We start from the raw sequence: 14,601 nt of genomic DNA, 5'->3' as shown, positions 1-14,601 counted from the left end.
TAAACTAGTCTAAATAAATGTCTTCTGAATATTCAATTCGGCTGAAAAACAAGCCGCTTGCTGGAGCTGATTTCCCTGCTTTTTTTCGATTTCGGGAAGTGATGATGTGATGCATTTCCTCTGGCTCCATTTTTCCTAAGCCTATAGCTACCAGTGTTCCCACGATTGCCCTCACCATTCCACGCAAAAAGCGATTGGCAGTTATATGAAATTGTAATTCTCCGTCTTTTCGTTCCCAATGAGCAGAATTTATTTCACATCTAAAATGTTTTACAGCGGTATTTACCTTGCTGAAGCATTCAAAATCAGTGTATTCCAATAAGATCTGCGCCGCGGCATTCATTCGTGCGATATCGGGATTGAAATAATGCCTCCAGACATAGTCTTCTAAGAAGGGGCTTTTTTGCAAAATCATCCTATACACATAAGATCTACTCTTGGCGCTGAACCTCGCATGTGCATCAGCTCGGACTTTACGGATAGAATTGACCGCGATATCTTTGGGCAAAATCCCGTTGATCGCCCGGATAAACTTCTCTTTATCAATCTCCTGTTCCGTATCAAAATGACAAATCTGCATGCTAGCATGTACTCCCGTATCTGTACGTCCACTTCCCATCACCGAGATTGGCGTGCGGAAGTAGGTGGAAAGGCTTGTCTCCAAAGCCTCCTGAACAGTAAATGCATTTTCCTGGATTTGCCAGCCATGGTAGCGCGTGCCTTTGTAGCTGATGTCCAAGAAGTATCGTTTGCTTTCGCTCATACGGCTGCAAAGATACTATTCCCAATCAAATCCTAGTGACAAACCTCCATTCCTTGTTAATGATCTCATAAGACCTTTTCTTTGCCAAAAAATTAGAAAAACATGATTCAGCGCGTACAATCAATTTTCCTTTTCCTCGTGGCCGTGGCTATGGGCTTAACTTTGGGTTTAGATCTTTGGGTTCAAGATGTGCCAGATTCTACGAATATCTGGAAATTCAATGCTTTATTTCTAAATCAATTGGACGCTTCAGGCCAGGTGATTGAGTCGTCCTCCAATTGGTACATCGCCGCCTTGGCTGCATTTGCAGGGCTTTTGGCTATTATTTCCATCTTCCAATATAGAAATCTAAGCCGTCAAATGATGCTGAATATGATCAACTCCCTCTTGATGGTCAGCTTAGTAGCGATTGTTTTTTTGACTACCAATGGTGTAAACAGCGACATGGCTGCGCCAGACAATGGTGAATACCAAATTGGCTTTTGGGCTATTCTTGTTGCGATGGTTTGTAATATGCTGGCCAATCGATTTATCCGAAAAGATGTGGCCTTGCTGAAATCTGTGGATAGAATCAGATAGTCAGGAGAGTCTAGAGTCAAAACGTTAGATTTTTCCTCACTACGAATTACTTTCCTAATTAAGTCAGGGATCATTTTTCCCAATGATAGTAAACCAAAAGAGCCGGCAAATCGCTGGCTCTTTTGATTTATTGGCCTGCTTATCCAGCAGCAGGTTTTAAGTTTTTTACCAGAACCTTATTCCTACAGTAGGATAAAAGGTTTTGAAGTTTTCGGTGGCGATTACTCCCACTTGGATAGAGATATACTTATTGAGATTTCTGGTGTAATATGCTTGCATTGTGGTTCCGCTGAAAAGCTGGCTTTTGTTTTCATTAAGCAAGTAACCTAGTCCAAGTATGTTTTTTCTCGATCGTTCCATGCTGCCAAAGTCAAAGGCCATCTCTGCATTTACAAACCAATTGCTGTTCACTTTTACGTTGTTGTCTATCCGTTCTGGGAAATAAAATGTATTGGTGATAGAGCCACCCAGGGAAAATCTGCTCAAATTAACGTGCGCCCTGAACCCCACTATCGGAGTAAAATCTCCACCTGTAAAGTCCACCCCAACAGGAAATGTCATTTCCAAACTTTCAACATAAGGCACGTATTTTTTGTCGATTTCAAACTTTACATTTTTCAAGGAAGTTGGAGCGAAATTTTCCCCAATTCTGTAAGCAAGGGTCGTAAACGCGGGGAAATCCGTTGCTTTGCGAAGCAGAGGTTCAAATTCTGCACTTAATTCATCTGCATTAAATTCCTTTTGACTAAAATAAAGGATAAGTGAACTTTCATTAGGGAGGTCGAAAATCAGCGTGTCTGTCACAGGCCAAGACCTATCTAACCAGCTTTGGAGGTTTTCGGAAAGTTTGTTTTCTACTTCCTGGCCATAAGTTTGAAAAGCCCATAGCAAAGCCAGGAAAGGAACTAATAGTAGTCGTTTCATAGGAGTGTGGATTATAAAATAGTCTTGATTATTCTCTTTTGATTTTGATCTTTATTGAGCTTGAGTTTTGATTTGCTCTTCCGATTTGTCTTTCTGATATATCTTCTGGAATGCCAAGCCCGAGCGTGGTTTTAAATTTTGGTTGCTCCTTCAGCCCCCAAGAAATCCGGACTTTATGTAGTGTTTTTGGGCCTTCCATCTCTGGTGTTTTCGTTATTTCCAGGTGAGGTACTACAGGGTTTTCGATTATCAGATCTGCCAGTTCTAGTTTGGGTATTCCTACGGGAGCAATTGTTTCCTTTTTGATGGGTTGGTTCTGTGGTATATGATTTTCAGCGAGTTGAGATTGGATTTGTGGGACTGTTGTGGAATTGTCTCCTGTATCCTTACTTTCTTTGGAGGTAGGAAGCTCTGGAGTAGTAGTGATTTTCTCTGTAATCACCGGCTCCCTCATATCCTTAGTCCCAACTTCTAAATAAGCAATCCCGGATATCGCTAAAATCAACACAAGAGAAGCTGCTACCACGCCATATTTCCAAAGTGGAATTACCGGAGTTTTTTGATCCAATTCACTTTCAATCGCGCTCCAAAGATCTGCTTTTGGTTCCTTCAGCGGAAGATTTGAGGCATGGGCTTTCACTTGAGCATCAAAATCTTTTTGTGCCTGGATCTTGCTCCATAAATCTGACTTTGGGCTATGTTCTGGAAGCTTTCTCATGCTTGAAGTAGTTTAGAGATTCTTTTTTTTAATAACGACTTCGCATAATGCAATTGGGACTTTGAGGTGCTTTCCGCTATTCCCAATAATTCTGAGTTCTCCTTGTGAGAATATCCTTCTACTTCAATCAGCAAAAAAACTGCCCTCGCGCCATCCGGTAAACTTCGAATAGCCTGATCCAGCATCTCTGCGTCAAACCAAGAATCAAAATCTTCGTTAGCTTCCATTTTCACTTCTTCGATAGGTTCAAAATGGATCTTCTTTTTACTCTGAAGGATCGCTTTGCGGATCGTGATGGTCTTCATCCATCCTAGTAGCGCCTCTGGATTTTTTAGCGTATGTATTTTTTGGAAAATTTCTACATAAGAATCCTGCAACACATCATTTGCTTCATCCTCGTCATTTATCACCCGATAGCAAATCGAATAAAGCATTCCCTTAGTCAATTCAAACAGCTGAAACTGCGCCGATCGCTCGCCCAGGAGGACGTTTGAAATCAGATTATTGTCTAGCTTTTGAGAGCTCATAGAATTGGGTTATACCTTAAAGAGGGGCTTTGTAAGTAAAAGGTTGGAATGGCAATCAAAGTTTTTTAGACTTCGGGGCATTTTACAAATTCTTTTCCAGCTCTTCGGAAATAGTGGTAATTTCAGCCACTGCCTTTTGTAACTATTAACAATCAATAGAATGAAACTCGAAACCTTAGCCATACACGGTGGAAATATTGTCTCAGACTCTGAAAATCCGGTGATTCAGCCCATCACGCTCAGTACCACATTTGTACATCAGCCTGATTCTATGATTTACTCCAGAGCCAACAATCCCAATCGGCACGCTTTGGAGAGGCTGTTGGCAGGACTGGAAAAAGGTGCAGATGCAGCGGCTTTCTCCTCAGGTAATGCCGCGGGAGTTGCAGTTTTCCAAGCTTTGGAGCCTGGATCGCATCTTATTGCGCCGGACGATATGTACCATGGGTTGAAAAATGCCATACTTTCCATTTTCAAAGGAGTGCTGGAAGCCACTTTTGTGGATATGACGGATTTGGAACAGGTAGAGAGTGCCTTTCGCCCCAATACACAATTGGTATGGGTGGAGACGCCCTCAAACCCACTTTTGAAGATCACGGATATAGCGGCAGTCGCCAAATTGACAAAGGATAAAGGTGCCATTCTAGCTTGTGATAATACCTTTGCCACTCCTGTTTTCCAGAACCCACTAGAACTGGGAGCAACTATCGTCATGCATTCTAGCACTAAATATTTTGGAGGACACTCCGATATTTTGGGTGGAGCTTTGATCACTCGTGAGGCGGATGAGTTCTGGGAAAAAGTAAAAAATGTCCAAATCGGTGGGGGAGCAGTGCCTTCCCCTATGGATTGCTATTACTTGTGTAGAAGTATCAAAACGCTTCCTTACCGGATGAAAGGCCATGCAGAACATGCGATGGTTTTGGCTAATTTTCTTTCTCATCACGATAGGGTAGAGAAAGTTTATTATCCGGGATTGAAAGACCATCCCGGGCACATGATAGCCGCCAATCAAATGACAGGATTTGGAGGAGTGCTTTCTTTTTTGGTAAAAGATGGGGCGGACGCTGCAGATCGAGTGATCTCCAAATTGAAATACTTCACCAATGCGACCAGCCTAGGAGGAGTGGAAAGTCTCATCGAGCGGCGTGCAGCTTCCGAAGGTCCAGATACGCTGACTCCGCAAAATTTGATTCGAGTGTCCGTTGGGCTAGAGCATTTGTATGATCTTTTGGAAGATTTGGAAGATGCATTGAAATAATGACTTATGCCTCAGAAGGCAAGGAGCATTTCGCAGACAGCGCAATAGAAATTAATTTCATTAAACCTTAAACTAACGAAACCCAGCCAACCGGCCGGGTTTTATTAGTTAGTTTGTCTGGATCATGTCTCCCGACCTGCCTGACTGGAAAGCAGGCTTGGACCTCATTCATTGCAGTCTTCAGACTGAGTTCAGTGAAACCCACGTTTGGTTTTACAGGATGAGTGATTTTTATACTGATTTTCGAAATGCTTTTATTGATACCAGTTTCTTAATCTAACATCCACTTTTGGTGCAGATTCATTCACCAAAGTTTTGAATTTCTCTACATCACTCAAGCCTTCTGTACCTCTGTAATGATAGGGATAAACTATCGTCGGTTTGAATTCTGCTACGGCACTTGCAGCTTGTTCTACGTCCATCGTGTAGGGTAGATTCATACAGACGAATGCTACATCGATATTCTTTAGCGCACGCATTTCTGGAATATCCTCCGTATCTCCAGAGAGATAAATTTGCTTGCCTCCGAGATGAACTATATATCCATTCCCTCTACCTTTTGGATGTCTTGAATCAGAGGTTTCAGGAAGATTATACATAGGAATGGCTGTGATTTTCACTTTGTTGATGGTTTCACTCAGGTCGTTTCCGATTACGACTATCGATTTTCCACTTCCTTTCGGGAGCTTATCCGCCACTGCCTGTGGCACTACTAAGATGGCCTCTTTCAGATCAAGCCCATTCAGCGTTTCCTGATTGAGGTGATCACCATGGATGTCGGTGATCAAAACCAACGTGGGTTTTTTCTGATCGTCAAAAGCAGCTGCGCCTCCATAGGGATCCACGTAAATCACCTGGTCGTTGTATTCTAATACCAATGTGCCGTGCGTGATAGGGTTGATGGTAATGTCACCGTTTTTGGTGGGAATGATGTCTTGGCAAAATGCGCCGAAGGAGATGAAAAGGAAGAGTAGCGTGAGGTATTTCATGTATTTATGGACTTAGTTTATATAGGAATACAAACTTGAGTACTTGGTAATTGTTTGTTACAATCAATTATCATCCGAAATACCCGATGCCTTTTGCCATCAAGCCAGCCAGAAGCGGAATGATTGTTAAAATCAGAAGTTCTATGCGAAGTAGCATGAAAATAGATTTGGGAATGGAAATGACCTCCTGAGGATCGCCTTTTCCTTGTTTGAGAAAAAATATGGTGGGGTAGATCGATAGAATTCCAAGGGTAGCAAATAGTGTCACCTTGGTGTGGAAAATATAGTTTTTTGAGTAGAACTCAGTTGGCTTACCATACCCACCCAGCCAAAGCGTAAGTCCCACGCCCAAAAGTAGTAAAGCGGCGATGCCATATACCCCATCTATAGTCGAGATTCTTTTAATTTCTTTTCTGGTTAGTTCTTTTTTCAACAAGAGATGCTCGGCCACCAGAGAACCTACAATCGCGAAGATGCTGATAAAGTGAAGGTAGCGGAGGAGGATTTCGGTGGGCATTCTTTAGTCTTTGAATTTTGTGAAATATTGTAAGTCAACTTCATAAACAGTTTTAGGTTTAACACCAAGCTGAACTTTCTCAAACATTTGCACAAGCTTTTTACCATCTACTAACTCAATTTTTGGAGCACCATCTCTGGAGGCTTCATTTTCTGCAGAATTTGTAAATGTCCCAGTGGTAATAATGATACCTTTTTCTGCCCTTCCAATCATAGCGTTTCTGAAATCTCCAACTTGTGATCTAGATACAGATCCTTGATATCTTTTACATTGAAAAAGTACTTTGAAACTAACAAATGGATTGATTTCCAATATACCATAGCCGTCAATTCCTCCATCATGAGATTTACCGGTGACTTCCACGTTTTCAAATCCATGTTCTCTCAGTAATTCTTTACAAACTCTTTCAAATCCTGAGGGTGATAAACTTTGTAAAACTGACAGGAGATTGTTTTCAGCATTAATTTTTACAGTATCTGGATCTGTTTCTTCTTGTTCAATAATAACTTCCTTCTCAGTTTTATTTTTTCTTGCTATTTGATTGATTTCTACCCATTTCAAAAATAGTTGATGAGCTTCGTTATAGGTCAAATGAGTGTTTTTTCCTTTTTCAGTAAGTTTCCATGTCCCCCGAACAGATGAATCTAAAAGCCCTTCCCAAGTCATGTACTGTCTTGCCCAAGCGACCTGATTATGGAATTTGTTGGTTCCAGATTTCAATGTTTGGTCTAAAAAATCATCATCTAATTTTAATTCTTTGGCTATTTTGTCAGAGACTTCTCGCGGTTTGCCAGAATACCCAAGATCTCTCAATGCATCCAGAAGAGGCCCAAACCATTTCACGAATTCAGCCTGCTTATTTCTTTTGGCCATAACTTTAAACTCTTACAATTTTTTTATTTCCTCAATTATCCTATCCCGCCCAGCCTTCTCTATCCAAACTTCTGTACTGTATGGCTTCGGCCAGATGTTCGACTTTGATTTCCTCAGATCCTGAGATGTCAGCTATAGTTCTGGCTACTTTAAGAATCCGATCATAAGCTCTGGCTGATAGACCTAGTCGTTCCATGGCAGTTTTCAAAAGCGTTTTACCAGCCTCGGATATTTGACAGATTTGCTTGGTCAAATGGGAAGGCATCATGGCATTACAAAAAACCTCTGGATTATCTTTGAATCGCTCTTTCTGTTTTTCTCGCCCTCGAATCACACGCTCCCGAATCTCCATACTTGATTCATTTCTACGAGTGGAGGTCATCTCATCAAATTTCACGGGTGTCACTTCCACATGTAGATCTATCCGATCTAGTAGTGGGCCAGAAACTTTGTTCAAATACCGCTGAACGATGCCGGGGCCGCAGACACATTCTTTTTCTGGGTGATTGTAATAGCCACATGGGCAAGGATTCATACTGGCGATCAGCATAAAATTGGCAGGAAAATCCACCGATACTTTTGCTCTGGAAATCGTCACTCGGCGCTCTTCCAATGGCTGGCGCATGACCTCCAGCACAGTTCTTTTGAATTCTGGCAGCTCATCTAAAAACAAGACTCCATTATGGGCAAGGGAGATTTCTCCTGGCTGAGGATTTCCACCTCCTCCTACTAACGCGACATCACTGATGGTATGATGGGGGGAGCGAAAAGGGCGGTTAGCAAGAAGAGATCCATTTTTTCCTAGTTTGCCTGCCACGGAGTGAATCTTGGTCGTCTCTAATGCTTCGATCAAAGTTAGCGGCGGAAGGATCGAAGGAAGTCTTTTTGCTAGCATGGTCTTGCCAGCTCCCGGAGGGCCAATCATGATTACGTTGTGTCCGCCTGCCGCAGCGATTTCCATAGCTCGCTTGATGTTTTGCTGACCTTGCACATCCGCAAAGTCAAACTCAATGTCGTCCAGCGAATGATAAAAAATCTCTCTAGTATCCGTCACTAGCGGGACTATTTCCAATTCTCCCATCAGAAAATCAGTGGCTTGTTGAATGTTTTCTACGGCTATGATATCCAGGTTATTCACAATAGAAGCTTCCTTGGCATTTTCTGTGGGGAGAATGAACCCTTTGAATCCTTTCTTTCTAGCTTCTATGGCTATCGGCAGCACGCCCTTGATGGGTCTGAGATTTCCGTCAAGCGAGAGTTCGCCCATGATCACATAGTCTCCTAGCGTAGGAAATTCCACCTGCTCGGACGCCTGAAGTATTCCCATGGCTATCGGTAGATCGTAGGCCGATCCTTCCTTACGGATATCAGCTGGAGCTAGGTTGATTACCACTTTTTGCCGAGGCATTCTATATCCAAAATATTTCAGTGCGCTTTCTACTCGCTGCTGTGATTCTTTCACCGCGGAATCAGGCAGGCCTACCATAAAGAAACTGGTTCCCTGACCTACATTGACTTCGATAGTGATGATGTTGGCATCTACGCCGGATACTGCGCTTCCAAAAGTTTTAGCTACCATATTTTACGAAAAAAGGAGACCTGATTGGTCTCCTCAATATACTAGTTTGATAAATTTAAAATCTTACTTATCTGTAAAATTTTGTCTTGGAGGGATATTACTCTGCTCTGATTCTGAAGGGGGCGATGTAGGACGGGTACTTGGCCTCACTGGAGTGGCCGGGTGTTCAAAATCATAAATCTTCGCTTTCAAAGCATTGGTTTCACTTTCCATTTTCTTGATTTGGGAAGATAGACTGCTATAGGCCGCATAGCTACTTCCCCACGCGGCTAGGAAAAGAATCAGTCCAATCAACGTGATGGTTACCATGGAATCTGAAGTGATTTCCTGCATGCCAAAGAGTCCTCCTAAGGTGTCAAAGGCTATGAAGAATATTAGAAAAGCGCCAAAATAGACCAAAAGGGCAATTTGGAGGATTTGGTGAAGTTTTTTCATAAGAATATAAGTTGAGTGTTGGTAGTCAATGCCTTTGTCGATTTTCTGAGATAAACTCTCACGATTAAATCTTCTCGGTATTACAACCTTTAATTGGTTTTAGAATATGTTTGAACGAATATACTAAACTGACTGAATAGTAGAAAGCTTCTGGTACAAGCCTTCGATTTGATTCAATTCCGCATGTGTACCTCTCTGTACTACTTCTCCCTGCTCAATCACCAAGATCTCATCCGCATGCTGAATCGTGCTGAGTCTATGAGCGATCACCAGAGTAGTTCGATTACTCATCAACTTGGTCAACGCTTCTTGCACCAAAAGCTCTGATTCAGAATCGAGCGCTGAGGTAGCCTCATCCAGAATCAGGATTGGCGGGTTTTTCAAAACAGCACGCGCGATACTCAGTCTTTGACGCTGACCTCCAGATAGTTTGGATCCACGTTCACCTATACTTGTATGGTAACCTTCTTCCAGCGTGGTGATGAACTCATGAGCATTGGCGATTTTTGCCGCTTCCTGCACCTGACTTTCTGTGGCTCCTTCTATTCCAAATGCGATGTTATTAAAAACACTGTCATTAAATAAAATTGACTCTTGGGTGACTATTCCCATGAGGCTGCGCAATTCTGAGAGGTCAAAGTCTTTTATATTCTGACCATCCAGCAAAATCTCACCTTCGTTTGGATCATAGAATCTAGGTAAAAGATCTGCCAAAGTTGATTTCCCTCCTCCCGATGGCCCTACTAGCGCGATGGTTTTTCCTCTCGACAGCGTGAAATTTATGTTTTTTAAAACGGTAGCTTCTTGATAGGCAAAGCTTACATTTTTGAATTCTACACTTTTTTCAAAGCTCCTCAAAGGGGAAGGGCTAGCTGGCGAACTGATTTTCGGAGGTGTATCTACTACGGTGAAAATACGCTCTGCTGAGGCGATTCCACGCTGTATGCTACTCACTGCTCGTGATATTTCCTTGGCAGGATTTAGGACTTGGGTGAAAATAATAATGTAGGTGATGAAGTCTGATGCTCCCAGATCCGAGGTTCCACTTAGGACTAACCCACCCCCATAGACCAATATACCTGCTACTACAAATACGCCTAGAAATTGAGAGATAGGAGAAGCAAGCTCGTTTTTTCGCGCCATGTTTACATTTACACCAGCATAGTAGTCTGTTTCTTGGTCAAATTTCCCACGCATAAATCGCTCCGCATTGAAAGCTTTGATCACGCGCATGCCGCCTAAGGTCTCATCAAGAATATTCACGATTCTTCCGAGTGATTCCTGACTCTGTACAGCTTTTTTCTTCAGCCTTCTGGTGATCCCGCCGATGATCGCTCCTGTGATCGGGATGATCAAAATGGTGAAAATCGTAAGCCTGGGAGACATAAAGAAGAGTACCGAAAAATACAGAATAATGGTCACTGGCTCACGAAAAACCACTCGAAGCGATTGGACAATCGTATTTTCAACCTCCTGCACATCATTCGTCATTTTTGACATCAGATCGCCTTTTCGTTCATTGGAAAAGTAGCCAAGGTGAAGTTTGCTGACTTGACCAAAAATATCCATCCGCATCCGCTTGATTACCGTGGCACGCACTTCTGCCAATACTACTCCTGATAAATAAGTAAATAAATTGGCGAGAAAGACGGATATCACGATGATGGCACATACATAATAGAGGGTACCCATTTTCCCGTATTCTTCAGCGATTTGAAGAAAGTTATAATTGAACAGGTGGGAAAAGTATTCTAGCGAAAAGCTGAACTCAGGCTTTTCGGAGTATTGGGTGAGGGTCTCAGGATCTACCTGCTCGAAGATCACATCGAAAAGTGGCTTGAGCAAGGTGAAATTCAGCAAGCCAAAAACGATGGATAGAAATGCGTAAATGATATAGGTAGGCACGAATTTTCCGTACGGTTTGGCATAGGATAGAATTCGCAGGTAAGTGTTCATAAACTTATATTCGTGGAATTAGCGCGCAAGTTACGCAAAAATGACAGCTAGACTTCTTCTTAATAGTTGTAGTCTGGCCTCAAAAAGTTCCATCGAAACGCCAGTTGCAGGTATTGGGACGTCTCCGGACTGTCCAGATCTTGAGCGGTTCTTCTCCTGAAAGTATGTGAGGCGTCAATGAAGAAGTTGTGCTTGAGCATGTAGCTGGCGTTAAGGTTGGATTGAATTACGGTGTTTTCGATTCCCTGTCCGATTACATTGCCAAATAATCCCGTAGGACTTCCTTCCAATCTGTTTTTCAGAACATCCCCTCCCCAGTTGGTTTCGGCATCCGGATCTGCTCCATAGAGCTGATGCATTCCAGTGAGCGTCAGGTTAAGCTTAGGAATAGGCTGATAGCGGATGATGCCTATGAATTCCCGGAAGTTTGCACCGCGAGGATGCGTCAATGGTGTTCTCCAGTTGGAAAAGGACTGATGATCGAATTTTTCCTGAAAGGTATAAGGTCGCGCTTGGTTCCATTCCAACTGAAAATCGAGATTGGAGACGCCCAGTACATCCATGTATTTATAGCCCATTTGCACTCCATACTTATTCCTCTTGGAGTTTTTCCCATCTATCCCAAAGAACTCATTGAAAACAAACTCATCCAGCGCAAATTGCCCATAGAGCTCCATGCCGGGAATAAATATCCACTTACCGTCCAGCCCCAGCATCACTTTATCCGGCGTGCCTTGCTGCTGTTCTACCCAGCGCAGGAATATGAGTGGATTGAAATAATTAAAGTTGATTTTATCTGTCATGACAGAGGAATAGAAGCCCAGGTTCAGATTTTTGCCAATATTCATTCCTAGACGATTGAATGAAAAGTACTTCTGTGGGTATCTGCCGTCAGTGGGCCTCCCTCTATCATAAAAGACGTCAGCGGTCATTTGAGTCCAGATATTGGTGAGTTGGAATTTCCATACCTGCGTATTGAATTTTACAAACATGTATGGGTTGGAAAAGTCGGAAAGTATAAATGACCTGTATCCCTCTCCGATAAAGTTCCGGTCATGTCCTACCTCCACTTGGATATGCTTGGTGATATTAAAGCTTACATGCCCCAAAGCGGAAAAATAGCTGTAGCCATCTCCATTGTATTCTTTCCAAAATCCTTCGCCAGGTACGGCGCCGTTATACTCCGAATAGTATTTTACCCAACTAGGAAAAAAAGCCTCAGACGAAGTGAAATAAGTGTAAAAGCCAACCTTGTTGTCAATAGACCCACGGAGCACCAGTCCTCTTGAGAAGCGATTTGGGTTCCGATCATTGTCTGGCTCTACTCCACCATTTAGGTAAAAAACCGGACTGACATGGATGTCAAACTCCTCACTATCGTAATAAGCGAAATCTCCGGGCCTCTTATAGATAGAGTTGAATAGAGGTTTTTTGGATAAAGAGGTCTCTCTGCTGACAAACTCCCAATTGTCTTGGCTCAAATAGTCCAGGTTGAACTGATCGACTCTCGAGCGGATGATGGCGTCATTGGCGATGCTATCTAAGAATTGGGCTACATGATCTCTGCGGTAGGGTTTTGCCCCGGTGTGAAACGCGGGATTGTTTTTGCCCTGTAAAATTTCAAATCGATCTATTTTGTGGTAATAATCACGATCGTATGGAATGTAGCTGCCCTGAGCAAGGACAAAAAGTGGAAGTAAAAAGAAGCTTAAAAGGATAAGCGTACGATAGTAGGACGGTCTTAGCATTGGTTAAATCTAAAAAACATTCATGAATTAGGAATCTTATGAAATTCAAAGCACGCTATATTTGTAAGACTTCTCACCTCTGCTAGCTTCGGATCTTTACTTTTTTATTGCTTTTGATCAATTGACTTAGAAATACTTGACAAAGATTTGGTGAGTTTTCTGAAAAAGCCTAGCTTTGTGCCTCATTTGAAAAAGGACATTATATAACTAGCAATACTATGAAAGCTGATATCCATCCAAACTACAGAGACGTCGTTTTCTACGACACTTCTAGCGAGTTTAAATTTCTTACTAAATCAACTATCGAAACAAGCGAAACTATCACTTGGGAAGATGGAAACGAATACCCACTGTTCAAAGTGGAAGTGAGCTCTCAGTCTCACCCGTTCTACACTGGTAAGAAAATGATGCTTGATACGGCGGGTCGTGTTGAGAAATTCAACAGAAGATACGCTAAGAAGTAATTCTTCTTTATCTCAGGCTAAAACGTCTCCCGGAGCATGGATTCCGGGAGACTTTTTTATTTTTGCCTCATGGACTCAATTTTGTTGTTCGATGATCCCGCCATTCGAGGTTCATTGCTCCCGTTTACTTTTACTCGACCAGTTGCGGACATTCGCATTGGTATTCTGAAAATCTCCGAAAAATGGGAGAAGCTAATCGGGGCTTCAGTTTCATTCCTCACACAAGATTACCTTCAAAAGAAATTTCCTCGCAAAGAAGGAAATGCACTTGCTATAAATGGCGCCTGGCTGCCGGATAGCAAAAGTCTGAACCTATTACAATCACTTTCTGCAGACCAAGCGCTTTACTTTGGAAAAACGCTGATCGCTACCTATATAGGTGAAACTGAGAAAAACCTAAGCGCAGTGAAGGGTAAAGAAGTCATCCAGCTGGATGCAGAACCTACCTTGCTCTTGAAAACCTGGAATATCTTTCAGTTCAATGGTGCGGAGATTAAAAAGGATTTTGAGCTAATTACTAAAGGAAGAAAATCGGGCACGATCACTGATCCTCATACCAAGCTTTACTCCCCTGAAAACATCTTCGTAGAAGAAGGAGCGGTAATTCGGGCTTCAGTTTTGAACGCAGATTCGGGACCTATTTATATTGGCAAAAACGCAGAAATTCAAGAAGGGGCGTTGATTCGTGGGCCATTTGCGCTATGCGAAAGCTCAACTGTAAATATGGGCGCCAAAATAAAAGGTGATACCACTGTTGGTCCTCACTCCAAAGTGGGGGGTGAGCTTTCCAACGCTGTCATCTTTGGCTACAGCAATAAAGGGCACGAGGGATTCTTGGGCAATTCGGTGATCGGCGAGTGGTGCAATATGGGAGCCGACACGAACACAAGTAATCTGAAAAATAATTATTCCCCAGTGAAACTCTGGGACTATACCGTCGGGAATTATGCCAATACGGGTTTGCAGTTCTGCGGCCTGATGATGGCAGACCACTCCAAATGCGGGATCAACACCATGTTCAATACCGGAACCGTGGTGGGAATAGGTGCCAATGTTTTCGGAGCTGGTTTTCCGCGTAAATTTATTCCTTCTTTTGCTTGGGGTGGGGAGGAAGGATTTTCTACCTTTTTGTTTCCGAAATTTCTAGAAACAGCACAAGCCGTAGTGGCAAGAAGAGGGCTGAAGTTAGATTCTGAAGATGAACGCATCTTACGCTCGATTTTTGACCTGTCCAAAAACTATAGAATTTGGGAAACCTCATCCTGATC

Annotated in this window: 15 protein-coding genes; 4 read left to right on the top strand and 11 right to left on the bottom strand. The window is 42.6% G+C overall.

Going from position 1 to position 14,601, the window contains the following annotated elements:
- Positions 1–4: 4 nt before the first annotated feature.
- The gene (truA, locus tag ABJH64_RS18150; protein WP_348275248.1) at positions 5–763 is read right to left on the bottom strand and encodes a tRNA pseudouridine(38-40) synthase TruA; all 759 of its coding nucleotides are present in this window, start codon (positions 761–763) and stop codon (positions 5–7) included.
- Positions 764–865: 102 nt separating this feature from the next.
- On the opposite strand from truA, the gene ABJH64_RS18145 reads away from it, so the two are divergent.
- A complete protein-coding gene (locus ABJH64_RS18145) occupies positions 866–1,342 on the top strand; it encodes a DUF4293 domain-containing protein (protein WP_348275249.1) in 477 nt (158 codons plus the stop codon).
- 165 nt (positions 1,343–1,507) lie between these two features.
- Here the strand turns inward: ABJH64_RS18145 and ABJH64_RS18140 are convergent, their stop codons facing one another.
- From ABJH64_RS18140 to ABJH64_RS18130, 3 genes are read right to left on the bottom strand one after another with little or no spacing between them, the layout of a single operon-like run.
- Positions 1,508–2,266 carry a hypothetical protein gene (locus ABJH64_RS18140; protein WP_348275250.1) on the bottom strand — a complete coding sequence of 253 codons (759 nt, stop codon included), beginning with the start codon at positions 2,264–2,266 and terminating at the stop codon, positions 1,508–1,510.
- Between the two features lie 28 nt (positions 2,267–2,294).
- Positions 2,295–2,984, bottom strand: coding sequence for a hypothetical protein (locus ABJH64_RS18135; protein WP_348275251.1), 690 nt, complete (start codon positions 2,982–2,984; stop codon positions 2,295–2,297).
- Positions 2,981–3,511 carry a sigma-70 family RNA polymerase sigma factor gene (locus ABJH64_RS18130; RefSeq protein ID WP_348275252.1) on the bottom strand — a complete coding sequence of 177 codons (531 nt, stop codon included), beginning with the start codon at positions 3,509–3,511 and terminating at the stop codon, positions 2,981–2,983. Before ABJH64_RS18130 ends, ABJH64_RS18135 begins: the two co-directional genes overlap by 4 nt.
- A 160-nt stretch (positions 3,512–3,671) precedes the next feature.
- Here ABJH64_RS18130 and ABJH64_RS18125 point away from each other — a divergent pair, with 160 nt between their 5' ends.
- Positions 3,672–4,772 carry an aminotransferase class I/II-fold pyridoxal phosphate-dependent enzyme gene (locus tag ABJH64_RS18125; RefSeq protein ID WP_348275253.1) on the top strand — a complete coding sequence of 367 codons (1,101 nt, stop codon included), beginning with the start codon at positions 3,672–3,674 and terminating at the stop codon, positions 4,770–4,772.
- Positions 4,773–5,026: 254 nt separating this feature from the next.
- Here the strand turns inward: ABJH64_RS18125 and ABJH64_RS18120 are convergent, their stop codons facing one another.
- From ABJH64_RS18120 to ABJH64_RS18090, 7 genes are all read right to left on the bottom strand, one after another.
- Entirely contained in the window at positions 5,027–5,761 is a 735-nt protein-coding gene (locus ABJH64_RS18120; RefSeq protein ID WP_348275254.1) for an MBL fold metallo-hydrolase, read from the bottom strand.
- A 70-nt stretch (positions 5,762–5,831) separates the two neighbouring features.
- On the bottom strand, positions 5,832–6,278 hold the full coding sequence (locus tag ABJH64_RS18115) for a DUF2214 family protein (protein WP_348275255.1): 447 nt from the start codon (positions 6,276–6,278) through the stop codon (positions 5,832–5,834).
- 3 nt (positions 6,279–6,281) lie between these two features.
- Positions 6,282–7,151: a restriction endonuclease gene (locus tag ABJH64_RS18110; protein WP_348275256.1), complete on the bottom strand. Its 870-nt coding sequence runs from the start codon at positions 7,149–7,151 to the stop codon at positions 6,282–6,284.
- A 40-nt stretch (positions 7,152–7,191) separates the two neighbouring features.
- Complete coding sequence (locus tag ABJH64_RS18105) at positions 7,192–8,730, bottom strand: YifB family Mg chelatase-like AAA ATPase (RefSeq protein WP_348275257.1); 1,539 nt, start codon at positions 8,728–8,730, stop codon at positions 7,192–7,194.
- Between the two features lie 63 nt (positions 8,731–8,793).
- The gene (locus ABJH64_RS18100; protein WP_348275258.1) at positions 8,794–9,165 is read right to left on the bottom strand and encodes a hypothetical protein; all 372 of its coding nucleotides are present in this window, start codon (positions 9,163–9,165) and stop codon (positions 8,794–8,796) included.
- Positions 9,166–9,288: 123 nt separating this feature from the next.
- Positions 9,289–11,121 (bottom strand): ABC transporter ATP-binding protein, encoded by a 1,833-nt coding sequence (locus ABJH64_RS18095; protein ID WP_348275259.1) that lies wholly within the window; start codon positions 11,119–11,121, stop codon positions 9,289–9,291.
- 59 nt (positions 11,122–11,180) lie between these two features.
- Entirely contained in the window at positions 11,181–12,869 is a 1,689-nt protein-coding gene (locus ABJH64_RS18090; RefSeq protein ID WP_348275260.1) for a hypothetical protein, read from the bottom strand.
- Positions 12,870–13,087: 218 nt separating this feature from the next.
- On the opposite strand from ABJH64_RS18090, the gene ABJH64_RS18085 reads away from it, so the two are divergent.
- Positions 13,088–13,333, top strand: a complete 246-nt coding sequence (locus ABJH64_RS18085) for a type B 50S ribosomal protein L31 (RefSeq protein WP_091695367.1) — start codon at positions 13,088–13,090, stop codon at positions 13,331–13,333.
- 69 nt (positions 13,334–13,402) lie between these two features.
- The gene (locus ABJH64_RS18080) at positions 13,403–14,599 is read left to right on the top strand and encodes a GlmU family protein (protein WP_348275261.1); all 1,197 of its coding nucleotides are present in this window, start codon (positions 13,403–13,405) and stop codon (positions 14,597–14,599) included.
- Positions 14,600–14,601 lie beyond the last annotated feature (2 nt).

The organism is Algoriphagus sp., from assembly GCF_039969895.1.
Lineage (GTDB): Bacteria > Bacteroidota > Bacteroidia > Cytophagales > Cyclobacteriaceae > Algoriphagus.
The sequence above is the reverse complement of the archived record's forward strand: the minus strand, read 5'-3'. Positions and strand labels throughout refer to the sequence as shown.